The organism is Microbacterium sp. CH12i (assembly GCF_000685355.1).
In the GTDB taxonomy this organism is placed as follows: Bacteria; Actinomycetota; Actinomycetes; order Actinomycetales; family Microbacteriaceae; genus Microbacterium.
The window spans coordinates 38,307-62,251 of sequence record NZ_JHET01000008.1; the positions used below are offsets into that span (position 1 = coordinate 38,307).

The 23,945-nt window shown below is 62.7% G+C and carries 21 protein-coding genes and 4 pseudogenes; 5 read left to right on the plus strand and 20 right to left on the minus strand.

The features are described from left to right. Positions 1-184: 184 nt before the first annotated feature. On the minus strand, positions 185-412 hold the full coding sequence (locus DC31_RS17040) for a hypothetical protein (protein WP_051606789.1): 228 nt from the start codon (positions 410-412) through the stop codon (positions 185-187). A 65-nt stretch (positions 413-477) separates the two neighbouring features. Here DC31_RS17040 and DC31_RS17045 point away from each other — a divergent pair, with 65 nt between their 5' ends. Both DC31_RS17045 and DC31_RS11000 read left to right on the plus strand, forming a co-directional pair. Continuing rightward, complete coding sequence (locus DC31_RS17045; protein ID WP_051606791.1) at positions 478-738, plus strand: hypothetical protein; 261 nt, start codon at positions 478-480, stop codon at positions 736-738. Between the two features lie 414 nt (positions 739-1,152). Next, a complete protein-coding gene (locus DC31_RS11000) occupies positions 1,153-1,686 on the plus strand; it encodes a MarR family winged helix-turn-helix transcriptional regulator (protein WP_036280026.1) in 534 nt (177 codons plus the stop codon). A 36-nt stretch (positions 1,687-1,722) separates the two neighbouring features. On the opposite strand, the gene DC31_RS11005 is transcribed toward DC31_RS11000, so the two are convergent. The 8 genes and pseudogenes from DC31_RS11005 to DC31_RS11035 form a co-directional block, all read right to left on the minus strand. Next, positions 1,723-2,499: an enoyl-CoA hydratase gene (locus DC31_RS11005; protein WP_036280028.1), complete on the minus strand. Its 777-nt coding sequence runs from the start codon at positions 2,497-2,499 to the stop codon at positions 1,723-1,725. 11 nt (positions 2,500-2,510) lie between these two features. Further along, the gene (gene mmsB, locus DC31_RS11010) at positions 2,511-3,419 is read right to left on the minus strand and encodes a 3-hydroxyisobutyrate dehydrogenase (protein WP_036280031.1); all 909 of its coding nucleotides are present in this window, start codon (positions 3,417-3,419) and stop codon (positions 2,511-2,513) included. Next, on the minus strand, positions 3,416-4,486 hold the full coding sequence (locus tag DC31_RS11015; protein WP_036280338.1) for an enoyl-CoA hydratase/isomerase family protein: 1,071 nt from the start codon (positions 4,484-4,486) through the stop codon (positions 3,416-3,418). The genes mmsB and DC31_RS11015 overlap by 4 nt, the downstream gene beginning before the upstream one ends. 38 nt (positions 4,487-4,524) lie before the next feature. Continuing rightward, positions 4,525-5,673 carry an acyl-CoA dehydrogenase family protein gene (locus DC31_RS11020; RefSeq protein WP_036280034.1) on the minus strand — a complete coding sequence of 383 codons (1,149 nt, stop codon included), beginning with the start codon at positions 5,671-5,673 and terminating at the stop codon, positions 4,525-4,527. Positions 5,674-5,678: 5 nt separating this feature from the next. After that, positions 5,679-7,180 (minus strand): annotated as a pseudogene (locus tag DC31_RS11025) (CoA-acylating methylmalonate-semialdehyde dehydrogenase). Positions 7,181-7,260: 80 nt separating this feature from the next. Next, positions 7,261-7,890 carry a nitronate monooxygenase gene (locus tag DC31_RS20295; RefSeq protein WP_327036859.1) on the minus strand — a complete coding sequence of 210 codons (630 nt, stop codon included), beginning with the start codon at positions 7,888-7,890 and terminating at the stop codon, positions 7,261-7,263. After that, positions 7,860-9,302 (minus strand): TRAP transporter large permease, encoded by a 1,443-nt coding sequence (locus DC31_RS11030; RefSeq protein ID WP_036280036.1) that lies wholly within the window; start codon positions 9,300-9,302, stop codon positions 7,860-7,862. The genes DC31_RS20295 and DC31_RS11030 overlap by 31 nt, the downstream gene beginning before the upstream one ends. After that, positions 9,299-9,913: a TRAP transporter small permease gene (locus DC31_RS11035; protein WP_036280041.1), complete on the minus strand. Its 615-nt coding sequence runs from the start codon at positions 9,911-9,913 to the stop codon at positions 9,299-9,301. The genes DC31_RS11030 and DC31_RS11035 overlap by 4 nt, the downstream gene beginning before the upstream one ends. Before the next feature lie 195 nt (positions 9,914-10,108). On the opposite strand from DC31_RS11035, the gene dctP reads away from it, so the two are divergent. After that, positions 10,109-11,224 (plus strand): TRAP transporter substrate-binding protein DctP, encoded by a 1,116-nt coding sequence (gene dctP / locus DC31_RS11040; RefSeq protein WP_036280043.1) that lies wholly within the window; start codon positions 10,109-10,111, stop codon positions 11,222-11,224. 67 nt (positions 11,225-11,291) lie between these two features. On the opposite strand, the pseudogene DC31_RS11045 reads toward dctP, so the two are convergent. Then, positions 11,292-11,735: pseudogene (locus tag DC31_RS11045) on the minus strand (IS30 family transposase); the annotation flags it as partial. 238 nt (positions 11,736-11,973) lie between these two features. Here DC31_RS11045 and DC31_RS11050 point away from each other — a divergent pair. Continuing rightward, positions 11,974-13,175 (plus strand): annotated as a pseudogene (locus DC31_RS11050) (IS110 family transposase). 14 nt (positions 13,176-13,189) lie between these two features. Here DC31_RS11050 and DC31_RS17665 read toward each other — a convergent pair. Beyond that, positions 13,190-13,915: pseudogene (locus tag DC31_RS17665) on the minus strand (IS30 family transposase); the annotation flags it as partial. Positions 13,916-13,954: 39 nt separating this feature from the next. Here DC31_RS17665 and DC31_RS18730 point away from each other — a divergent pair. Further along, complete coding sequence (locus tag DC31_RS18730) at positions 13,955-14,137, plus strand: hypothetical protein (RefSeq protein ID WP_200872912.1); 183 nt, start codon at positions 13,955-13,957, stop codon at positions 14,135-14,137. Between the two features lie 81 nt (positions 14,138-14,218). Here the strand turns inward: DC31_RS18730 and DC31_RS11060 are convergent, their stop codons facing one another. The 9 genes from DC31_RS11060 to DC31_RS11100 form a co-directional block, all read right to left on the minus strand. Then, positions 14,219-14,962, minus strand: coding sequence for a tyrosine-protein phosphatase (locus DC31_RS11060; protein WP_152545406.1), 744 nt, complete (start codon positions 14,960-14,962; stop codon positions 14,219-14,221). Then, complete coding sequence (locus DC31_RS11065; protein ID WP_036280049.1) at positions 14,959-15,960, minus strand: DUF7064 domain-containing protein; 1,002 nt, start codon at positions 15,958-15,960, stop codon at positions 14,959-14,961. Before DC31_RS11065 ends, DC31_RS11060 begins: the two co-directional genes overlap by 4 nt. A 25-nt stretch (positions 15,961-15,985) precedes the next feature. Further along, positions 15,986-16,525, minus strand: coding sequence for a hypothetical protein (locus tag DC31_RS11070; RefSeq protein WP_036280052.1), 540 nt, complete (start codon positions 16,523-16,525; stop codon positions 15,986-15,988). Position 16,526: 1 nt separating this feature from the next. Further along, positions 16,527-17,783, minus strand: coding sequence for a phosphotransferase family protein (locus DC31_RS11075; RefSeq protein ID WP_200872913.1), 1,257 nt, complete (start codon positions 17,781-17,783; stop codon positions 16,527-16,529). A 56-nt stretch (positions 17,784-17,839) separates the two neighbouring features. Next, the gene (locus DC31_RS11080) at positions 17,840-18,604 is read right to left on the minus strand and encodes an SDR family NAD(P)-dependent oxidoreductase (RefSeq protein WP_051606794.1); all 765 of its coding nucleotides are present in this window, start codon (positions 18,602-18,604) and stop codon (positions 17,840-17,842) included. 198 nt (positions 18,605-18,802) lie between these two features. Beyond that, on the minus strand, positions 18,803-19,564 hold the full coding sequence (locus DC31_RS11085) for an SDR family oxidoreductase (protein ID WP_036280055.1): 762 nt from the start codon (positions 19,562-19,564) through the stop codon (positions 18,803-18,805). 83 nt (positions 19,565-19,647) lie between these two features. Beyond that, the gene (locus DC31_RS11090; RefSeq protein WP_235201445.1) at positions 19,648-21,513 is read right to left on the minus strand and encodes a flavin-containing monooxygenase; all 1,866 of its coding nucleotides are present in this window, start codon (positions 21,511-21,513) and stop codon (positions 19,648-19,650) included. Between the two features lie 141 nt (positions 21,514-21,654). Further along, on the minus strand, positions 21,655-22,431 hold the full coding sequence (locus DC31_RS11095) for an SDR family oxidoreductase (RefSeq protein WP_036280058.1): 777 nt from the start codon (positions 22,429-22,431) through the stop codon (positions 21,655-21,657). 92 nt (positions 22,432-22,523) lie between these two features. Then, complete coding sequence (locus DC31_RS11100) at positions 22,524-23,909, minus strand: MFS transporter (protein WP_051606796.1); 1,386 nt, start codon at positions 23,907-23,909, stop codon at positions 22,524-22,526. Positions 23,910-23,945 lie beyond the last annotated feature (36 nt).

Genomic DNA, 23,945 nt, shown 5'->3' on the forward strand with positions numbered 1-23,945 from the left:
CCTGTGGCAGTTCGACACGATCGTCTCGCGGTCAGCGCCGGCCGACGATCCGTGGATCGCCGGCCGACGCGAGACATGCTGGTCTGCTTATCGGGTGGCGACCTGCGCTGGTCTCGGCGGCGTCGAAGCCGGAGATGCCGCCGAGCACGTGTTCGGCCTCGTGCAGGACGAGGTTCGTCTTGGGTCAGGGGCTCTCGGTAAAGGCGTCGGAGCGCCAGGTCGCACGAGACGCGAAGAACGGGTGGGCGTCCCTCTCTCCGGTCACGATGAAGGCGTCGGAGGTCATCCCTTGGAAGTCCGACCCTTTGAGGCCGGGGTAGAAATCGCCAGCCTGACCATCGGGATCTTCGCCTTTGCCGGGTGCGGCCATGATGACGCGGGCCGCGAAGCGGGGCTCGATCTCTCCGTACACGGAGCATCGGTCGGGTCGATGTTGGTCATGCCCGAGACGAGGCCGATGGCGTTTCCACCTGCGGAGTGACCCACGGCAGCGATCTTCGTGCGGTCGAGATGACCGGCGAGTCCGGGAACGGTCACCGGAGCGGAGACGGAGACCGTGAGGTCGATCGGGCGGTCCTCGACGGGGAGGGCAAGTGGCCAGCGGACTACCTCGCGACGTGCGCGACCAGACTGCAACTGCGCGGGACCTGTTTTCGTCGAGCAGTGGCCTGGACGACGACGTCACCGGATTTCACGATCCACGCTCTGCTCCACTACGCCGCGTCAACTTGGCTGTGACAGGGTGTCCCGATCAACCACGGTGAGGCCTGGCTGGGAGACGATCCGCGCACCGTCTTGCGCGTGTATGCCCACGTCCTCGGAGAAGCTCAGGACATTGAGCTCTACGCCGCCTGAACGCTTCACTCCAAGGTAGGAGGAACCTGGAAAACGGGTTCTGACCAGAAAAAAGAGCGGAGATGGAGGGATTTGAACCCCATCTTTCAACTCCAGTCTCGACCCGAATCAGTCAAATATCCCGGATTCACTCCGGCGCTTTCCTTCCGCTCCTCAGATTTCGCCGGGACGATGGAAGAATTGTAGATCTGGCTCGGCACTCGAATTTTCATCAACGTCATTGCCGGCATGCTTCCCGCCGCGCCATTACGCTGTCCACCGTCTGGGCCGATAACGTGGACGGAGGACGGGAGCCCCATGACACGACCCAGGCCGTTGACGGTCGATCCGATCGCTGAGGCGAAGCGTCAGTGGACCGTTCACGGGTGGCAGGATGCTGCCGCCGGCATGTCGGCAGTGACGTCGGTGATGCGCACACAGCAGCTCATGCTCGCCCGGGTGGAGCGGACGCTGAAGCCTTTCGGGCTTTCTTTCGCACGGTTCGAGATGTTGCGGCTGCTCGCCTTTACTCGCGAGGGCCGGATGCCGATGGCCAGCGCGATCGCCCGCCTGCAGGTCCACCCGACGAGTGTGACGAACACGGTGACACGGCTCGTGAAGGACGAGCTGGTGCAGCGAGAGCAGCATCCTGACGATGGCAGAGCGGCCCTTGTCGTGCTGACCCCCACAGGCCGGAAGGTCATCGAGTCTGCTACAGCGGCACTGAACGACGTGTTCCGCGATGTCGGTCTTGCTGATGACGACACCATCGATCTCGTCCGGATCCTCGCACGCTTCCGCAAAGAGGCCGGAGACTTCTCGGACCCGGTACAGCCACCTGACCCGCTCTGATGCTGTGCGCCCGCGAGGTCGCACAGCATCAGGTTCTCAGCGGTGGCTGAAGACCGGCGCGCGCTTGTCGCGGAAGGCGGCCATGCCCTCGGTCTGATCGTCCAGCGCGAAGGTCGCCGCGAAGGCCTGCTTTTCGAATCGCATCCCCTCAGCGAGAGTGGTCTCCTGCGCGGCCTGCAACGCCGCCTTGGCCGCATAAACAACCGGGAGCGACTTCGACGCGATCGTCTCCGCGACTTTCGCTGCTTCGTCAAGCAGTTCATCGGCAGGGATGACTCGTGAGACGAGTCCTGACCGCTCGGCTTCCTCCGCGCCCATGATGCGTCCGGTGAGCACCAGCTCGGCAGCCTTGTACTTGCCGATCGCACGAGGCAGCCGCTGGGTGCCCCCGATACCGGGGATGACACCGAGGTTGATCTCCGGTTGCCCGAACTTCGCGGTGTCCGCGGCGAGGATGATGTCCGCCATCATCGCGAGCTCACAGCCCCCACCGAGCGCGAACCCCGCGACAGCAGCAACCACCGGGGTGCGCAGCCGACCGAAGTCGTTCCAGCCAGCGAAGGGATCATTGAGATACATGTCGATGTATCCCTTATCCGCCATCTCCTTGATGTCCGCACCGGCCGCGAACGCCTTCGCGGAACCGGTGATCACGATGGCGCCGATGGCCGGGTCGTCATCGAAGGCTTTTCCGGCTGTGACGACCTCGCTGATGAGCTTCGCGTTCAACGCGTTGAGCGCTTCGGGACGGTTCAGCGTGATCCAGCCGACGCGGCCTTTGGTTTCGGTGATGATCGTTTCGTAGTCGCTCACAGTTGCTCCTGTCAGGCGTCCGCGCTCTGTGCACGGATCGTGTTGATGATTCCGGAGAAGTCCTTACGTGCACCGTCACCGTCGGCGAAGGCACGGTAGATCTCGCGCGCATGGCGCCCGAGCTGCGCATCGACACCGGTCAGCTCGATCGCCGACTCCGCGAGACCGAGATCCTTCGACATCAGAGCACCAGCGAATCCTGGCTCGTAGTCATTGTTCGCCGGGCTGGTGGCCACCGGGCCGGGAACCGGGCAATTCGTCGTCAGCGCCCAGCACTGACCCGACGCGTTCGATGCGACATCGAACAGTGCCTGATGACTGAGCCCGAGTCGCTCGCCGAGCACGAAAGCCTCGGCGACGGCGATCTGTGTGATCCCGAGGATCATGTTGTTGCAGACTTTCGCGGCCTGGCCGAGACCGGAGCCGCCACAGTGGACGATGCGTCCGCCCATCACCTCAAGGATCGGCTGAATCGTCTGGAAGTCTTCGTCGCTGGCTCCGACCATGAAGGCCAGCGTGCCTTTCTCGGCACCGACCACGCCGCCCGACACCGGAGCGTCCGCTGCGCGGTGCCCCGCCTCAAGGGCCAGATCATGAGCCTTCCGGGCTTCATCGACAGCGATCGTCGACGAGTCGATGAACAGCGTCCCTGGCCTCGCCGAGGCCAACAGCCCCGGGGCGCCCGCCGCACCGGAATACGCGGCAATCACATGCGCGCCGCTGGGGAGCATCGTGATCACGATGTCGACATCCGCCACCGCGGAAACGGCATCCGAGGAAATCTCAATACCGGCTACGCGGGCTGCTTCGAGGGCAGCGGGCACCGGGTCGAACCCGATGACTCGGTGGCCGGCCTTCACCAGGTTGGCCGCCATGGGGCCTCCCATGTGACCCAGGCCGAGGAATGCAATATTCGTCATATTCTCAACTCTCCTTGTGTTCGTGTGAGCGCAGCGAGTCCGAGCTCGCGGTCATCCGATGGTTCGAAGAATGCTTTGATTTCTGCCGCATCGACATCACCGGCTGGCTCCCACCGAGGGTTCCGGTCCTTGTCGATGACCTGCGCCCGAACACCCTCGGTGAAATCGTGGGTCTTGAGCATCCGCAACGACACGCGGTACTCCTGGTCGAGAGCTTCCTCCAGCGAGGACAGTTGTGCGGCACGCCGTAGCGATTCTCTCGTCACCGCCAACGCAGTCGGCGATTTGGCGACGATCGCGTCCGCCGCCTGACCCGCTTCTGCGATCCCGCTCAGGCGCAACCGACGGATGATCTCGCTGACGTCGTGTGTGGCGAAGGCCTCATCGATCCATGAACGCGTCGTATGCAGCGGCGGCGCACCTGGATCTTCTGAGAGAAGCATGACTGCCTCACCGGCGTCGGTCGCCTCAAGTGCCGCCAGGAGGTTCGCGATCCTTTCGGAGCGGATGTAGACGTCGCTGAGCCCGACTTCGATCGCGTCCGCCGCACCGACAGACGCCGCGGTGAGTGCGAGGAACGTCCCCACCTCACCGGACGCGCGTGAAAGCAGCCACGTCGCGCCGACGTCGGGGACGAATCCGATACCGACCTCTGGCAGGCCCAGACGCCCCCGCTCGGTCACCACTCGGTGCGAGGCATGCGCGGAGATGCCGATCCCCCCGCCCAGAACGATCCCGTCCTGGACTGCCACGATCGGCTTCGGGAAGCGGGCGATCTCGGAGTTGAGGTGATACTCGTCGAACCAGAACTCGGCAGAGGCAGATCCGTCTCCGGAGACGGCATCGTTGTACAGCGAAACGATGTCCCCGCCGGCGCAGAGTCCCCTCTCGCCAGCGCCGACGATCGCGACCGTGGCAATCGACTCATCGGCAGCCCAGCGGGCGAGTGCCGGGCGGATCAGCTGCACCATGCGGTGGGTCAGCGCGTTGATCGCACGCGGACGATTGAGCGTCACCAGACCGAGACGGCCCCGCTGCTCGAAGAGAACCTCATCTTCTGGTTCCACGCCATCTGGCTGCGTTCCTTCTAATCTCGCAGCGGCGTTCATCGGCCGCTCGAGAGAAGTTCGCGTCCAACGATGAGCTTCATGATCTCGTTTGTCCCCTCGAGGATCTGGTGCACGCGCAGATCACGCACGACCCGTTCGATGCCGTATTCGTGCAGATACCCGTACCCGCCATGCAGCTGGAGGGCTTCGTTAGCGACCCGGAATCCGGCATCCGTGGCGAACCGCTTCGCGAGCGCACACGCGGATGCCACGTCGGCGGCGCTCTCGTCCATCTTCGCCGCGGCACGCTGCAACAGCGCGCGGGCCGCCTGAAGATCCGTCTCCATGTCGGCGAGAGTGAACACGATCGATTGGTTCGCCGCGAGCGGGGCACCGAAGGCTTCGCGCTCCTGCACGTACGCGGTCGCCTTGTCGAGCGCCCACTGTGCGCCGCCCAGGGAGCAGGCACCCATGTTCACGCGTCCGCCGTTGAGGCCCTTCATCGCGATGCCGAATCCGTCGCCCTCCTGGCCGAGAAGGTTCTCGACCGGGACGCGGACATCTTCGAAGATCACCTGACGGGTGGGCTGCGCGTTCCAGCCCATCTTCTTCTCGTTAGGTCCAAAGCTCAGCCCCGGCGCATCGGCGGGAACGACGATCGCGCTGATACCGCGCGAACCGGGAGCGCCCGTCCTTGCCATGACGAGGTAGACGGCAGATGACCCGGCCCCCGAGATGAACTGCTTCGTGCCATTGAGCACGTACTCGTCGCCGTCACGCTTGGCCGAAGTCGCAATAGCCGCGGCATCCGACCCAGCACCGGGTTCGGTGAGGCAGTAGCTGCCGAGATCGTCCATCGTGACCAGGCCGGGCAGCCAGCGTTCGCGCTGTGCCTGGTTGCCGAACTCGTCGATCATCCAAGCGACCATATTGTGGATCGAGATGTAGGCCGCGATCGTCGTGTCGCCCTTGGCGAGCTCCTCGAAGATCGCTACCGCATCGAGCCGGGAAAGTCCCGATCCCCCGATGTCGTCTCTCACATAGATACCACCGAGGCCAAGCTCGCCGGCTTCTCTCAGTGTGTCAACGGGGAAGAACTTCTCTGCATCCCAGTTCGCCGAATTGGGGGCGAGGCGGGCTGTGGCGAAATCCCGGACTGCTTCCACGAGCGCTGTGCGCTCATCATGGGTAAGTGACGCGTACATGAAGATCAGTGCATCGTCGGGATGACGAAGCTCGCGCCTTCCTTCAGATCGTGTGACAGCCAGCGGCTCGTGACCGTCTTGGTCTTCGTGTAGAAACGGAACGCGTCAGGACCGTGCTGGTTCAGGTCACCGAAGCCGGACTTCTTCCACCCGCCGAACGTGTGATAGGCGATCGGGACGGGGATCGGCACATTGACTCCGACCATTCCCACCTGCACACGTGCGGTAAAGTCCCGTGCCGCATCACCATCACGAGTGAAGATCGACACACCATTCCATACTCATGATCCGTCGCCATCGCGAGCGCCTGCTCGTAGTCATCGGCGCGAGCGATAAACAGCACGGGCCCGAAGACCTCTTCCTTGTACACGGTCATGTCGGTCGTGACGTTGTCGAACAGGGTCGGGCCAAGGTAGAAACCGTTCTCGAAACCCTCGACCGTGTACCCGCGACCATCGGCGAGGAGCGTCGCGCCCTCGTCGATGCCCGTCTGGATGTAACCCTCGACACGCGTGAGCGCCTCGGCCGTGATCAGGGGGCCGTAATCCACGCCCTCTGCGAGCGACGGACCAATCTTGAGGGCCTTCACTCGCTCAGTGAGCTTCGCAGACAGCGCATCCGCCGTCGCCTTGCCGACCGGAACAGCAACCGAGATCGCCATGCACCGCTCCCCCGCAGAGCCGTAACCGGCGCCGATGAGCGCATCCGCAACCTGGTCGAGATCAGCGTCGGGCATCACGATCATGTGGTTCTTCGCCCCACCGAAGCACTGCGCGCGCTTACCGTTCTGCGCCGCGGTCTCGTAAATGTACTGCGCGATCGGGGTCGAGCCGACGAAACCGACAGCCTTCACACGGTCGTCGTGCAGGATCGCATCGACGGCTTCCTTGTCGCCGTTGACGACGTTCAGAACGCCGGCGGGCAGACCCGCCTCGAGGAAGAGCTCGGCGATGCGCAGCGGGACGGAGGGATCGCGCTCACTCGGCTTGAGGATGAAGGAGTTGCCCGCAGCGAGCGCGGGACCCATCTTCCACAGCGGGATCATTGCGGGGAAGTTGAACGGCGTGATGCCGGCGACGACTCCGAGCGGCTGGCGCATCGAGTAGACGTCGATGCCGGTGCCGGCGCCAGTCGAGTACTCGCCCTTGAGCAAGTGCGGGGCGCCCACCGCGAACTCGATGACCTCGACTCCGCGCTGGATATCGCCCTTGGCGTCATCAACCGTCTTACCGTGCTCGCTCGAAAGCAACTCGGCGAGACTCTGCATATCCTTAGCGATGAGGTCCAGGAACTTAAGTAGCACACGGGCACGCTTCTGCGGATTGGTCGCACCCCAGGCGATCTGAGCCTCTTCAGCGTTGGCGATCGCGGCGGCCATTTCGGCAGGGCTCGCAAGCGGGACCTTGGCCTGCACCTCGCCGGTGGATGGATCGAAGACATCGGCGAAGCGGCCGGAAGTGCCGGCGACATGCTTGCCCCCGATGAAGTGGGTGAGTTCACGAGTCATTTCGAGGTATCCCTTCGGTGCGCCCAGTGTGGTGCATGTCGATATTACTTGGTAGATCAATTAAATACTAGGTGTTCCGACTAAATTCTCAACCAGGTGCTTATGAGAGCCGCATTTTCAGCCAGGTGCTCTCGATATCCAGGCAGCCAGGCAGCAGCCAGTAGCGATTTGGATGCCGCTCGAGCAGCGGCCGGTATCCGCGCGATCCTCTCCGCCACACGCAATGCGGTTGCCTCGACTTGATCAGCCTGCTCGACAGCATTCACAACACCCCACTCCCGTGCGGTTACCGCATCCAGGGCGCGTCCGGCGAGGACGAACTCTGTGGCGCGGGGGCCCCGCGATCCGCGGCAGCAGGTAGGACGAGCCGCAGTCCGGGACGACGACCTTGCCCGAGTGAGCGAGCGTCGGCAGCACCTCGTGCACCGTGCCGGCGAGCTCGCGCACGTACTCGGACGGAGACGCCGCAGTCGACCGCTTTCGATGATCGCTCGGCGGCATTCGTCGTACGGAACAGGACGGATCGTCGGCAGTATCGTCAGATTCACACCGAATGGCTTGTCGGTGAGAGCCTTCGTGCGCTGGATCTCCCTCCCGAGGTCCTCAGGCGTAGGCTGCGTGAGCGCCGTGAGAGACCCGAGCGCTCCCGCTTCGGCAACCAGGCGTTCTTGGAACCTCCCTACAACAGGCCGGCCACCCGCGGCAGCCAGAGGATGATGTCCGGCACGAGGAAGTAGATCGCGGTAAGAGTGAGATCCAACAGCACGAACGGCGTGAGGAACTTGAACACGCTCTCGGCCTTTATGCCCGTCGCAGACGAGATCACGAAGGCATTCATACCGACCGGCGGGGTGATAAGGCCGATCTCGATCATCTTCAGCACCAGGATGCCGAACCAGATCGGGTCGAATCCGAGTTCGAGCACGATCGGAGCCATCAGGGGGACGGTGATGAGCATCGCGGTCAGTCCATCCAGAACCGCACCAAGCGGGAGGAGGATGAGCAGCAGCATCGCGATGATCAGAGCCGGCGGCACAGACAAGCCGCCTGCCCATTCGGTCAGCGTCCGGGGCAGCCCTGACAGCGTCAGCATATAACCGAAGATCGCACCGCCGACTATGAGCAGGAAGATCATGCCCACAACTCCGACTGTCTCGCGCATCGAGACGGCGAGTACCTTGAACACCGAGGCGCGCTTCTTCTTCACCTCGATGACCATGATGATCATCGCGACGAGCGCTCCGAGCGCGCCGGCTTCGGTGGCGGTGAAGAAACCTCCATACAGGCCGCCGACGACGACGCCGAAGATCACGACCGCGTAGATGACCCCGATCGCGTCGCTGTGGACGAGTCGACCAAGACCTCGGCGCTCACGGGAAGCCACGAGCGTCTCGGTGCGCACGAGCACACGAGCATCGGCGGTCGATTCCCATGCCTCGTTGAAGCTGCGCTGCGGCGACTTCGCCGGCTTCGTCACCATTGCGCCGCCACCGAAGCTCGCCTCACCCGTGCGCTGCCCGCGCATTGCACGCAGTACGACGAACACCATCAGGATGACGCAAGACAAGATGCCCGGAATAATGCCAGCGAAGATGAGTGCCGCGATGCTGACCTCAGCGGTGATTCCGTACAGAACGATCGCGATCGAAGGCGGAATGAGCGCAGCGAATGCTCCGGCTGCGGCGACGACTGCAGCAGCATACTCGCGCTTGTACCCGTAACGTCCCATCTCCTGCACCGAGATCCGGCCGAACGCAGCGACGTCAGCCGCGCTGGATCCGGAAATTCCAGAGAAGAGCGTCGTGGCGCCGACCGCAGTAGCGGCCAGCCCGCCGGGGATCCTGCCGATAACCTTGTGGATTGCCCGGTAGATCGCACGGCCTATGCCGGCGTTGGCTATCAGACAGCCGAGCAGAATATACATCGGGATGACGAACAACGCGTACTTTGCAGTGGCGGTATATGGCGTTGCGCCGAGCACGCTTTCGAGACTCATCGACGAGCCCATCAGCAGAAGACCCACGAGACCCGAGCCGATGAGCGACAGCGCAACGGGCATCTCGATCGCGATGAAGATGAAGAGCGCTACGACGGCCAGACCAGCCGCAAGTTCGGGGGTCATGCGACGTCCTTAGCAATCGGTGCGTCGAAAAGGTCCTCGAACGGCTCGCGTTCTCGACCAACGACGGAGGTGGACTTCGCGATCTGGGCAACAAGCAGGAAAAGAAGCACGACCCCCAAGCAGATGAGTCCGATCGGGATGGCCACGCGTGCGGGCCACACTGGAACACTGATGAGGCCGAACCGGTACTCGGCTGTCCGCACGGCGGTGATCGCCTTATCGATCGTCGCGATGATGAGCCAGACCACGACTCCGAGCGAGAGGACGAGCCCGATCGAACGCAGGACTCGCGCCATCGCATCGGGCACGCGGTCGGTGAGCAGCACCACTCGGATGTGCTGTCCGTCACGTCCTGCAGTCGTCATCGCGAGGAACACCATCGCTACCAGGATGATCTCAGTGATCTCGATCACACCCGGCAGTCCCTTGCCTGTCGCAGTGCGCGAGACGACATCGATCACGGTGGCGGCCATCAGGATGATCACCCCAATGCTGGCGAGAGCGCGCGTGACTGGCTCGACCGTGGTGATCACACCTTCTAAGGCTTTCGCTACCCGCGCGAGTGGCGAAGATGTCACCACTTCGGCCGCATTGCTGGCTGGTTCTAGCACCGTGCGCTCCTCATCGAGTCTGGTACGGAATCTGACGCATTTTGCGTTTCAGATACTCACGGCGCTAGCGCTTCAGCGCCGCCACCAAATCCACAGTATCAAGAAAGTAGGTTTTCGACTACCAAACAAGTAGCATGACTCCAGACGTCCCAACGACAAGGGATGCACCAGCCAAATATGACGAAGGAGTCATCCATGCAATCCACATACACAGCAAAGCGACTTCGGTGGGCAGGAGTGGCGATCACATCGACCGCGTTGCTACTCGCCGGATGCAGCGCAGGTGCCGCGACCGACGCGGAGACGGACGGAGCCATCGGTTCCCTCTCGCTGAAATTCACCAGCTACGCCAGCCCTACGGCGCCCATCAGCCAAGCGCTTCAGCAATCATTCGATGCCCTCGCAGAGTCAACGGACGGCGCGATCGAGGTCGAGCCTTTCTGGTCGGCATCTCTACTCAGCGCCCCCGATGGACTCGCTGGGGCAGCCGACGGACGTGCCGACATCTCACTCATCACCGCCGCCTATACTCCGTCCGAGATGCCTCTCAGCCAGCTCCTGGGCGTGCCTTTCGTCGCACCGTCCTCCGCTAGCGTGTCCCTCGCGCTCAAGGAGCTCTACGACACGAGCCCGGCGTTCCAGAACGAATTCAGCTCGAACGGGGTTCATCTGCTCGCGGTCATAGCGCCGGGCGAGAACATCATCGCGACCACCGACCCGATCGAAGGGCCCGAGGATCTCGAAGGTCTTCAGCTGCGTGCCGCCGGTTATATCGCGAACGCAGTTCAGGAATGGGACGCGAATGTCCAGGCACTACCGGCGACCGATATGTACGAGTCGATCGAGCGAGGCCTCATTGACGGCTACACGTCCTTCGCGTACGAACTCATCGCAAGCTTCGGTTTGAATGAGGTTGCGACAAACATCACCGATCCTGGCACCGGCCCATACATTGCCTCCTACATCGTGATCAATAAGAGCCAATGGGACGGGTTCTCGGATGCTCAGCGCGATGCGATCACTGCGTCATACGAAAACGTCGCGGACTGGAGCACTGAGGCGACCCTCGAAATCGAGGCGGCCACGTGCGACACACTGCTCGAGAACGGCGGGAGTGTAACCGTCTGGGACGAGACCAAGGTCAAGCAGTTCCGCGACAAGATCGGCGATAGCCTCCTGAAGGAATGGAAGGCCACGGCCTCTGCCACGGGCGTCGACCCTGATGCCTTCTATGACGAGTTGCAGACTGCGCTGGATGACGTCGGTGATCAGGAGCGCCAGACCGGACTCCAGGAGTGCGCGAGCCGGTAATCGGTGACAACACGAAAGCGGCCCGGAACCTGCTTGGATTCAAGGGGTGGTCGCAACACCAAGTGAACTAGACCAGTTCTAGCAGACGCTCGGCTGGAGTTTTCCAGCCGAGCGTTTTGCGTGGGCGGCCGTTGAGCTTCTGAGCGACATGTTCCAGATCCGTCGGCCCATAGGCGGAGAGGTCCGTGCCTTTGGGGAAGTACTGACGCAGTAGCCCGTTGGTGTTCTCGTTCGATCCGCGCTGCCAAGGCGATGCCGGATCACAGAAATAGACCGGGACACCCGTCGCGACCTTGAACTGCTTATGCGTGGCCATCTCCGCGCCCTGGTCCCAGGTCAACGAACCACGCAGATGCTCAGGCAGCGCGCCGATCAGCTCGACCAGAACGTCACGGACGGCTTCCGCACTGTGATCGCCAGGCAGGTGCCCGAGCATCACGTAACGCGTGGTCCGCTCGACCAGCGTGATGATCGCGGACTGGTTGCTCATCCCGGTGATCAGGTCCCCTTCCTTACGCTGTTACTGAGGCCGGAGCACCGTTGACATTGCGTTTCGGTCACCCTCGGGCAGTGGGTATGGCTCAGTATCGCCCTGCCGCGTTGACGGCTCACTGGGAATGGCCGCCCACTGCCCGCTGATGGCTCGACCGCTGATTGAGAATTGCGACATTGATCGTTGGGTAAGGACGTGCCGGCGTGGTCATCGATAAGGGGAAACAGTTACCCACCTGATCGAGAGGACTACCTTCATGCCAACACTGTGGGCCGGAATCGACGCCGGCAAGCGCACGCACCACTGCGTCGTGATCGACCGTAACGGAACCGTTCTGCTGTCCACGAAGGTCAGCAACGACGAGACTCCGCTACTCGATCTGATCTCGACGGTCGTTGAGCTCGACGGCGGGGGTGAGGTTTGCTGGGCGACGGATCTGACAGATGGTGGCGCCGCGTTGCTGATCGCCCTGCTAGCCGCTCATGATCAACAGTTGCTCTATATCCCGGGGAGGATCGTGCATCACGCTGCGGCGACATATCGGGGTGATGGGAAGACCGACGCGAAGGACGCCCGGATCGTCGCCGACCAGGCTCGCATGCGCGCCGATCTTCAGCCCGTCCGGATCGCCACCGAGATAGCCGTCGATCTGCGGTTGCTGACCTCTCACCGGTTGGATGTGATCCATGACCGGGTGCGCGCCATCAACCGGCTGCGCGCGACGATGCTCGAGTACTTCCCTGCATTGGAGCGGGCGTCGACTACTCGAAGAACAAGGCCGCGCTCGTGCTGCTGTCTCACTACGCGACTCCGGATAGTCTCCGCCGGATCGGTGCCGCCCGGCTTGCCACGTGGTTAAAGACGCGAGGCTGCCGCAATAGCGCTGGCGTCTCGAAAGCCGCCGTCGATGCAGCTCACACGCAGACCACGACCCTGCCCGCCCAATCTGTCGGGTCGGCATTGGTGACCAAACTCGCGGCGAAGATCGCTGCGATCGATGAGGACCTCGCGGGCATCGACGCCGAGATCACCAAACATTACGCGCAGCATGAGGACGCCGAGATCCTGCTCAGCACGCCCGGCTTCGGGCCCGTTCTCGCCGCCACCTTCCTCGCTCAGATCGGTGGGAACCTCGACGCGTTCGAGAACGTAGACCGACTTGCCTGCGTCGCCAGCCTCGCACCTGTTCCTCGGGATTCCGGACGCATCAGTGGAAACCTTCACCGGCCACGACGTTTCAACCGTCGGCTGCTGCGAACCTGCTATCTCGCCGCCCTATCGAGCCTCAAGAACAGTCCCTCGTCGCGGGCGTTCTACGATCGCAAACGCGCAGAGGGCAAGTCACACAAGCAAGCGCTGATCGCTCTCGCCCGGCGCCGCATGAACGTCATCTGGGCCATGCTCCGCGACCACACCGCTTACGTCGAGCCAGCCAGGCAAGTCCCAATTGCCGCTTGACAACTTCATTGAGATTCCCAATGCCCGGGAACAGCACGATCCTCGACTTCCGCGGGCCGATCAGAGATCATCACCATCGGATCAACAAATCGACTCGTGCGATGCTCCGGGGAACGGTGTGGTTTCCGGCGCGTGCGGCCGGTGCGCAGCGCGTCGACGATCTCGCGCTTCAACCCGCCACGGGCTTGAACGTAGATCGCTTGGTAGATCGTCTCCGTGCTCACCCTCATACCCTCATCGTCGGGGAACTCCGCCCGGATCCGGTTACGGATCTGTTCCGGAGACCATTGTCTCCCCAACCCCGCAGACACATACTCCCGCAACCGCCCAGGCGCAGCGAGCAGCGCAGGTTTCGGACGGACACGCTGGGCTGCAGCATCTCGGTGCGCGGCATGCGGCAAATACCGGGCATCCGAGCCTGGCCTCCGGGCCAGCTCGCGCATGATCGTCGATGCCGGCCTGCCCAGCTCCCGACCAATCGCCCGCAACGATGAGCCAGCTCGGTGCAGATCAGCGATCATCTCCCGCTCAGCCAGCGAGAGCAACCGCGAACCAATCGCCTCAGCGATCAACGGTGGTGGACTTGTCATAGACTCCATCGTGACGCGTCCGGTGGAGTAATCCACGCGCCGACCGTCAGGATAGAACCGCGAGTTCCGTGACTTACGGACCCCACGATCCCAATCCCTCGCCGTGCGCTCATGGATCCCCACCCGCGCTGCAGACTCACGTCGTGACATCCCCCCGGCGCGCAGCCGAGCGAACTCAGCCTTCCCCGGATGCGCAACACGCTTCGACGACAGCCCCGCCTGACGAGCCCACGCGAAACCAGTATTGCGATTGATACCCAACCGCGTGCGACCACACTCACACTGCCGATCTCCTTCATCAAAGCGATGAACTGCGCCTTAAGCGCACCAGAACTCTCCAAAAAACACGACACGGTGGTCGCAACCTCCTGAAAATCGAGGGTGTTGCGACCACCGTTAGAATCCAAGAGAAAGCTCCGGGCCGCTTTCGTCTTCGCGATTGAAGATCCGAAGCTACTGAGGATCCGGAGCGATCATCAACGCACGAAAGCGCTCGATCACTTCGAGTGGCAGCCCGTGTGCGAGGAGCCACCCTTCGGCGCCGGACCAGTCCTCATTCAGCGACTCGAGGAGTGCCTCGATCTTCGCCACCTGCGGGCGATGCTGGTCGAGCGTACGGCCTGCGAGCACCCCTTCATAGCCGGGAACCGCCCGCAGGCGCTCCAGAATGTTCGCAATTCCCACATCCGTCAGCAGGAAGTCCTCGACGATGAGCGGATGCTCCACGCCCAGCACGTCGAGCAGGAGAGCGGCGATGACGCCGGTCCTGTCTTTCCCCGCCGCGCAGTGGAAGTAAACACCGTTCTCTGCGTCGTCCATGACTGTGCGGACCGCGAGGATAATCTCATCCGGCCCGTCGACGAGGTAGTCGTAGTACGTGGCGGTCCAGCTCGTGCCGTGATCGGTCACGAGACTCGACGTTGTGAAGCGGATGCCGAGGCTCTCATGGTCGATCTGCTCCCGCCCCGCCTCGCTCCCGCGCCGAAGGTCGACGATGCTGTGGATCGGCAAACCCGCCTCGGCGGCGCTCGTTGCTCCGGTGAGCGCTATCGGGAAATCACCCCGGAACACCTTCCCGAACCTTGTCGTACCTGCGGGCACGGGTAAACCCCCGAGGTCACGCACATTGTGCATTCCCTCGAGGGCCACGACTCGCCTGCTGTGATCCACAGTGCTGTGCGGCGAGCCCGTGCTCATGCGCGCAGTACCCGCGGCATGTCGGTCGGCCACACGCCGAACCGTGTGGTGTGATCGGCGATCACACTGTTCTCCATGACCACTCCATACCCGACACGCTCGCCATAGACCCACTTCATCATGCCGTTCCAGGTGATGTTCGCAGGATACGCGGTCCACGGTGCACCGACGTTGGGCATCGCGTGCAATCGGTACGTGCGGCCGCGCACGTCCGTCACCTCGCAATCCAGCGTGAGCAGCATCACCCCGAACCGCGTGGCCTCGAACGAGCCGTGCGAGAGCGCGACGAACTCGCCTTTGTCGATGACGTAGCCGTGCGTGATGTCGATGCGCTGCCTCCCGGGGCCCTGCGCGTCGCGCGGCGCGCGGAAGTGAAATGCGAGATCTTCACCAAACGTCGCGTTGATGCTGTTCATGGGCCGAACGGCTTCCGGCCGCTTCCCCCACGAACGATCCATCCGCTCGATGCTGTCGACGGGGAACTCTTTGCCGTGCACCTTGATCGTGCCGGTGATGCGGCCGGTCATGTCGTAATGGCCCTTGTACGCCTCGCCCGAGCTCGACTTCGCTGCGCGCTCTTCCTCGGTGGTGCCAGCGTTCGGGCTCATCGACGGGTCGTGGATGTCGAACGGCTCATGCATCCCGATCCAGTCCACGTGGATCTCATTGCCGTCCGGCCCGACGTAGTCGATCCGGTACTCGCGCGGCGGCTTGGTCGCCTCGATGCGCAGCCCCATCGGCGAGTCGATCAGCGACCAGCGCTCGGGGGCGGGCAGCTGGTTGCGCACGTTGTAGTGCAGCAGCTCAGTACGCGAATCGGTCATCGTGCCGTAGAAGTAGATGTCATTGGTCATCACTCCCAGCACGGGGCGAACGACGACATACACGTGGGCGAGAATGTTCTTCTCCGGGACGGGGATCGGGAGGAAGTACGTCTCCGCCCAGTCGTAGTCGGCATCTGGACCGTTCTGGTACTCAAGGTGTTCCGCGGTGATCACTGCGTGGTCCTCTCTCTTTGGTCTGTCAGAACTGCGGCTGGCTGCGGACGGCGAACGCTGCATCCAGCGGCGGGACGACCGAGGGGTCGGTCTCCCACCCCTGCGGAAGGAACCACGCGCGCTGCATGTCGAGCAGTTCTTTGGCCGCGTCCAGCACCGCAAGCTCTACGCGAATGCCGGATGCTTCACCCTGGGAGGCACGCACACTCGCAGAGACGAGTTGCGACAGTGCCATCGCTTCTTCCGCGACCGTTTCTGTGTTCGCCTGCGGGTCGACGACGACCTCGACGAAACTTTCCAGCTCCTGATCGATCTCCCTGCCGAGCGCAGGTGAGAACACCGCTACGTCGTCGCGGATCTGGCGCACGAGCGCCCCATAGTGGAGCATCTCGAAACGAGCATGTTCGTGCACGTGATCGATCCGCTGCTCGACGAAATCCAGCACCTGGGCGACGATCTTGGCCTGCTCGAGCGCGAGCGGGTCGCTTCCGTCCACGGCCGGGATGATCACGTCGCGCATGGAGCGCACAGCGGCGGTAAGCGTGTTGCGGATGTGGTCGGCCATCTCAATTCTCCTCGAGGATCGATGTGCGGAGCTCTTCACCGAGGGAGTACACGATGCCCTCGATCCAGGCCAGCAGCACGTCCTGGTGCGACTTGCCGAGGCGGATGACGCGCGAACCGGTGCCGAGCGTCGATGCGATGAGCTGGAAGGTGTTGAGGATTCGGTAGTAGCGCAGGCGCACCGGATCGACGGTGAGACCCGAGAGGCGCTCGTACTCGCTGATGAACTCGTCGTATGGGACGAGCCCTGCGACGAGAAGCGTCTCGCCATCTTCCGCGAGCGTGCCAAAGCTCGGAAGCATCGCCCATGCGAGGTCGCGGTGACGGTCACCGAGGTGCCCTCGTTCCCAATCCAGCCAGGTGGTGATCTGTCGGGTGTCCTCGTCGAAGAGGTAGTTGCCGGTGCGATAGTCACCGTGCAAGACGCTGACGCGATCCAGTTCGGGGGCATTGCGCTCGAGCCAGTTCGCCGCGACCTCCCACAGCGGGAGCTCCTCGGCGCGGTCTTCCTCCCACACTCGGCGGGTGCGGTTGAGCTGCCAGATCGCAGTGTCAGTCGTTCCGACACGCGGAAGATCGAACGATGGCAGATCAAGATCCTCCGCGCGGATCGCGTGCAGTGTGGCCAGATGCGCAACGAACTGCGGACCGAGTTCTGCGCGCAGCTCAGGGGCAAAGACACTGCCCACCCCCGAAGGACGTGCCTCGACAGCGCGAGGCTTGCTCACGCCGTACGCGAGCGCGTAGATCAGCGTCGGCTGCGGGAAGAACTCCGCGTCGTCATCGACCCAGTAGGCGCGGGGCACAGGCAGGTGGTCACGGAGAGCATTGATCACCTCATACTCTCGTGTGCGACTCGTGGCGTTTAGCGACTCCTGCGGTTCCATGCGCAGCACGAGCTGGGAAGTCGTCTGACCCTCCAGCGGGTCGTTCCATTCCAGCGAGAATGCAACCTGGATCTTGGATGCGCCGCCCGAGAGCCAGCGCATGTTGTCAACGCGGTGCGACCCCTCCACGTTCGCGTCCAGGAAGGCGTCAAGTGCGATACGCAGCTCTTCGAGCGTGCTCGGCGCCTGCCGGGGATCAGCCCGGTGCTCCGCCTTGCGTGTGAGCATCCGGTCATACTCCGCTTCACTCGGGAAGCGGAGTCGCATCTGCTCGACGAAGTCGGCGTCCGGCGCGTCACGCGTGTTGTGGTCGATCGCTCGAATCTCGCGGATCCGGTCGGCTCCGACGTCGTGGATAGTGTCATTCGTCATCGTGATGATCTCCGTTGATCTGCAGCGTTGGTGCACTGGCGTGGGTGGAGTGGATATCAGGGCATGTGGGCGCCGCCATTGACGGCGATGGTCGCTCCGGTGATGTAAGCGGCAGGGTCGGAAGCGAGGAATGTCACGGCAGCGGCGACTTCCGAGGACGCGCCCACCCGACCGGCGGGAATCGTCGCGACCATGGCTTCAATGGCATCCTCGGCCTGCGCATCCGCCAAAGGCGTCGAGACGCGTCCGGGCGCCACGGCGTTCACAGTGACGCCGTATCGACTGACTTCCCCCGCCAGCATGCGGGTGAAGCCGATGAGCCCGGCCTTGGTGGCACTGTAATCCACGGTGGTCGATGCCACGTAGGTCTGGCCAGCGCGCGAGGCAATATTGATGATGCGCCCCCAGCCTCGCTCTTTCATACCGGGCACGAGAGCGCGCGACAGCCGGAAGGGCGCTGTGAGGTTGACCTCGAAAGTGAGATCCCACACTTCGTCAGTGACGTCCTCGACATAGTTCTTGCCGCCGTCCCGGGCCTGCGGCTGAATGCCGGCGCAGTTGACGAGAATGTCCACCTCCACGCCCTTGGCCACGAGTTCAGCGAGCGCCGCGTCGATTTCCGCACGGTCGCTGAGATCGACGACGAGCGAGTGTGTCGCACCAATCTGGTGCACCGACTCAGAGCGGTCGAGTGCGACGACCTGCACTCCCTCCGCCGCGAACTGCTCCGCAATGGCTTTGCCGATTCCGCTGGCAGCTCCGGTTACGAGAGCGGTACGGGTGGGGCGAGTGGTTCCTCGCTCGGCAGTTGTTTCAGTCACTTTGATCCTCTTCGATCTGTTTAGACGTTCTCTTGCCCCGAGTGTTACCGGAGGCATGTTCTCAGGCAACCGCATATGGGTGCCCGGCGTAATGGCCCGCTGACGGTAGTGCGTCGAGACGAATGTCTCGGCATGGTGATTTCCTGCCCGCATCTCTGGCGCTACGGGCCGGAAGATTCAGCTCGCGGTCGTAACCAATCAGATTTGGTCCGTCGGTCGGATGACGATCTCATTGACAGCGACCCTGCGTGGACTCGTAACAATGTAAGAAATAGCGTTGGCAATATCGGCCGCGAGGAGTTTCTCCACGTCGGTGAATATGTTCGCGTAGTGCTCCTGGGTGGCCTCCTGCTGGTGACCGAACAGCTCAGTATCGACCGCGCCCGGTTCGACGACCGAGAATCTGAGCGAGCGGGCGGTATATTCGCGGCGCCACGATTCGGTAGCAGCCGTGACAGCGAACTTGCTCGCGTTATATACGGCCACTTGGGGGGCGGGCCAACGGCCAGCGATCGAGCTGATGTTGACGACATCCGCGACTGACCGCGGACTCGTTGTCGGCGCTTCGAGGAGATAGGGAAGTGCTGCCTTGACCACGTGCACCAACCCCCTGAGGTTCACATCGATCATTCGATCCCAGTCTGCGATGGGCGAGGCAACCGAGTCACCATTAAGCATGACCCCGGCCGCGTTCACCACCGTGTCCAGGCGACCGAACTCGGTTATGACCCGCTCGATCAACGAGACCACTTCACCGGGATCGGTGATGTCTGCCGGAACAGCCGTGGCTTCGCCACCCGACCGCCGGATGCCCTCAGCGATCTCTTCGAGGCGATCGGCCCGGCGTGCAACCAGCACTACTGTCGCTCCCTCGGCCGCGAGAGTCTCGGCCGCCGCATGGCCAATGCCGCTCGACGCTCCGGTTACGAGCGCCACTGTTCTATCGAGTCGATCTGCCATCGCGAGCCACCTTTAGCGTCTGGGTCAATTTTGCGTCGATGGAACTCCGACCCCGCCGCCCGGAGGCTGCGGGGTCGGAAGATTCAGTTCTCGGTAGTGAAGCCTTCGAGGGATCCGTCCGACCAGTTCTCGAGCAGCTCGTAATATGCAAGCGCCCCGCCGCCGTAGCGTCCGCCGGTGAACAGGTCGTCCATGCTGGCCGCCTTGCCGTCGTTGTTGTAGTACCCGGGCGTGCACTCAAGGTAGAACTCGAACTGTGACTTGTTCGACGGTGCGGTACGGATCTCCTGCACCCACGCGTCGACTGCTTCCGTTGTCGCCTCGATCGTCCGCGCACCACGCTCGACGAAGTTGGAAACGATGTGCGCGACGTACTGCGCCTGCTCATCAAGCAGATGCACGGCGTTGACAGAGGAGGTGGTCTGCAGGTTGCCTCCGATGAAGAACAGGTTCGGGAACTTGTCCGTCGACATCCCGTGGAACGTGCGTGCGCCGGCCTTGCGCCAGTGATCGGTCAGGTTGGTTCCGCGTCCGTGGAATTCAAAGCCGGCGAGCCGCGTGTATTCAATGGTCGCTTCGAAGCCCGTGGCCATGATGACGCAATCGAGCGGAAACTCCTTGCCTCCGACGATGACGCCCGTCTTGGTGAACGCCTCGACGCCCTGGCCTTGAGTGTCGACGAGGTGGACGTTGTCCCGGTTGAACGACTCAAGATAGTCGTCGTGCCAACCTGGGCGCTTGCACCACCAGCGGTAGTACGGCTTGAGTGCATCCGCCACGGCGGGGTCGGCGACAACCTCGTCGATTCGCGAGCGCAGGCTGTTGGTCACCCGGTAGTCGTTGATGATGCTGAGCTCGTTGAGCTCCTCAGCGTCAGGCGTGCGGCCCAGCCGCGCCTCGATCTTGTCGATGGGCTCGGCAAGCACCTCGAACGTCGACGTCCATCCGTCAGCAACGAGGTCGAGCTCCGGGACCACCACATCTGCGCGCGAGCCGAACTGAACGTGCGCCTGGAAGTTTGCGCGGCGTTCGCGCTGCCAACCGGGCTGGGACATATCCACCCAATCCGGCGGTGTCTCCTGCTGGCCGCGCACACCGACCGTGGAAGGCGTGCGCTGGAACACAAACAACTCCTGGGCGTCTTCAGCGACCGCGGGGACAACCTGGAGACCTGTGGCCCCCGTGCCGATCACGCCCACCTTCTTGTCGATGAGGCCCAGCAGACCACCGGAAGCATCCCCGCCGGTGTAGTCGTAGTCCCACCGGCTGGAGTGGAAGATGTGACCTTCGAAGTCTTCGATGCCGGGGATGCCGGGAAGCTTCGGCAGGCTCTGGCGGCCACAGGCAACGATGAGAATGTCGGCGGTGATCTCGTCCCCGCGGTCAGTACGCACAACCCAACGGGCGTTCTCCTCATCCCAGGTCGCGTCCTTCACAGAGGTCTGGAACAACGCCTTCTCATATAGACCGTAGTCTCGACCGATCCGCTGGCTGATCTCGAGCATCTCAGGCCCGTACGAGTACCGGTGTTTGGGCGCATAGTTGAGCTCCTCGAGGAGCGGAAGGTAGATGTGCGCCTCGATGTCGCACATGGCGCCGGGGTAACGGTTCCAGTACCAAGTGCCGCCGAAGTCGCCGCCGATCTCGATCGTGCGGATGTCCTTGATCCCCTGGTCGAACAGGCGAGCACCCTGGAGCAGTCCACCGAACCCACCCCCGACGACAATCACCTGAGTGTGGTCGCGAAGCGGCTCGCGCTCCTTCTCCTCGGTCCAGGGGTCCTCACTGTACGAGCTGAATCGTCCAGTTTTCGTCGGAATGTACTGGGCTTTCCCCTCGGGCCGAACCCGCAGATCGCGCTCTTCCTGGTATCGCGCCCTCAGCGCCTCCGGGTCGAAATCGACCGTACCGAAGAGCTTCTCATCGAGCATGAGATCTTCATTCATCATTGAATTCCTTTGTTGACACAACTGGTGCGGTGCAGGCATCCATCGCCTGTATGACCCGCGGTAGTTCCAGTGAATCAATCACCATGACCGGCGAGTAGGGACCGCCGTCGTGTTCGTCCGGGACATTCGTCGCGGTCTTTGTCAGGCTCGCCCGCCCGCGAGCACAAGCCCGCCATCGAGCGTGAGCATCTGGCCGGTGATCCAGGAGGACTCCTCCGAGACCAGGAACGCCACAGCATTCGCGACGTCCTCTGGCACACCGAGTCGACCAAGGGGATATTCGGCAGCAACCTCGGCCTCACGCCCTTCGTACAGCGGCTTGCCGAACTCAGTCTTGACCACGGCAGGCACGATGCCATTCACCCGCACGCGGGGGGCCAGTTCGAGTGCGAGAGTCGCAGTCAGATGCGCAACGCCCGCTTTCGTGACGCCATACCAGCCGATGCCGGGTGAGGGAGCCGATCCTGAGATCGAGCCGATGTTCACGATGACGCCATCACCGTCTGCACCGAGCCCGGCCTGTACGGCCACCTGCGTCCACGCCAATGCGCCCAGCAGATTCACCTCGGCGATCTTGCGAGCAAGCCCCAGGTCCAGATCCATGAGCGTGCCATAGGCGGGATTGATGCCCGCATTGTTGATCAGGATACTCGGCACTCCGAACGCGGCACGCACACGCTCGAACACCTCGGCACGGTGGGCTGGATCGTCCGCCTTACCCGCAATGCCCAGTACCGTACCAGCCGGAAAAGCACTCGCTGCTTCGTCTAACGCCTCGGCCCCACGCGCCGTGATGCACACACGTGCGCCCTGGTCTACGAGCCGCTTGGCGATCGCGAGCCCAATACCGCGGCTTGCACCTGTGACCACAGCGGTTCGCCCTGTGAGAGAACCTTCTTGGTTCGCCTTGTTACTCATTGATGCTCCTGATCCTTGTTTGTTGACGAGAAGACCGCGTGTGCTTCAAGCGGCACACGCGGTCTTCTCGTCAACAATCGCTGAATGTTCGACTAGCCGTTGGAAACAGCGGCAGGTCCACGTACAGGTTCGACAATTCTCCCGCCGTCGTCTGCGATGTCGTGCAGGTCGATCTCTTCCGATTTGCGCACCGTCAGAGTTGCGAGGAAAGCAACAGCGCAGAGTACGGTTACTCCGAGCGCGATCGGCCATACGTTCACACCAGATGCGAATAGCGACTGTGCCGCGAGCGGTCCCAGGCCCCCACCCAAGAGCGATGCCAGCTGGTAGGTGACGGAAACGCCGGTGTAGCGGTTCTTCGTGGGGAACAGCTCCACATAGACGGCCGTCAACGGGCCGAGAATGAACGCGTGGATCGCGAAGACGAGCACGTAGCTCGTAATGAGCATCCCGAACGAACCTGAAGAAAGCATCGGCACAACGAGAATCGAGTTGATTACTTGAAGCCCGATACCCCACAGGATGACCTTGCGTTGGCCGTACTTGTCACCGAGCATTGCCGCCACCGGAAGCAACACGAGACAAACGGCGAGCGCGATCATGCCCACGTTTACGATTGTGCCCTGAGATATCCCACTCGTGCCGACCGAGTATGCGACCCAGAAGGTGAGCATGAGGTTCTGGATCAAGAATGGTCCGGTGAAGATCAGCGCACCGATAATCACCCAGCGCCAGTTCGAGCGCAAGACTGCCCCGAAAGGGTTCTCGAACTTCTGGCCCGCGGCTTCCGCTTCAATGATCTCGGCCCGACGCTTCACCATCGTCTCGCTCTCCTTTACACGCAAACGCATGTAGATGGCGAGAATGAAGAGAACGACCGTGACCAGGAACGGGATTCTCCAGCCCCAAGTCATGAAGTTGTCGCCGGTCGCGGGAATCACAATGGCAAACGCACCGAATCCCAGCAGCAATCCTGCTGCAGAGCCCATCGTCGTTGCTGTTCCCATGAGAGCGCGACGCCCCTTGGGCGCGTGCTCGCTGGTCAGCACTACGCCGCCACCCCACTCGCCACCCACGGCAAGACCCTGGATGAGACGCAGAGTGATCAACATTACGGCCGCTGCGGGGCCAACCATTGCGGTCGTCGGCAGGAGCCCGACGAGGAACGTCGCGAGTCCCATGACCACGATCGTGATGATCAGAGTTTTCTTGCGCCCGACCTTGTCACCGAAGTGGCCGAAAATAATGCCACCAATCGGTCGTGCGGCGTAGCCGGCAGCGAGAGTGCCGAAAGAAGCAACCAAGCCGATCGCCGGCGGCAGTTCGCTAAAGAAAAGGCTAGCGAATACGAGAGACGCAGCAGTCGAATAAATACTGAAGTCATAGAACTCGATCGCTCCGCCGATAAAGCTGGAGGCCCAGACTCGCCCAGCTTGGCTCGGCTCGGTGGTCGTAGTCGCTTTCGATTGATCAGCCATACGATATTGATCCTTCCTTGGATCGGCAGGCGAGTA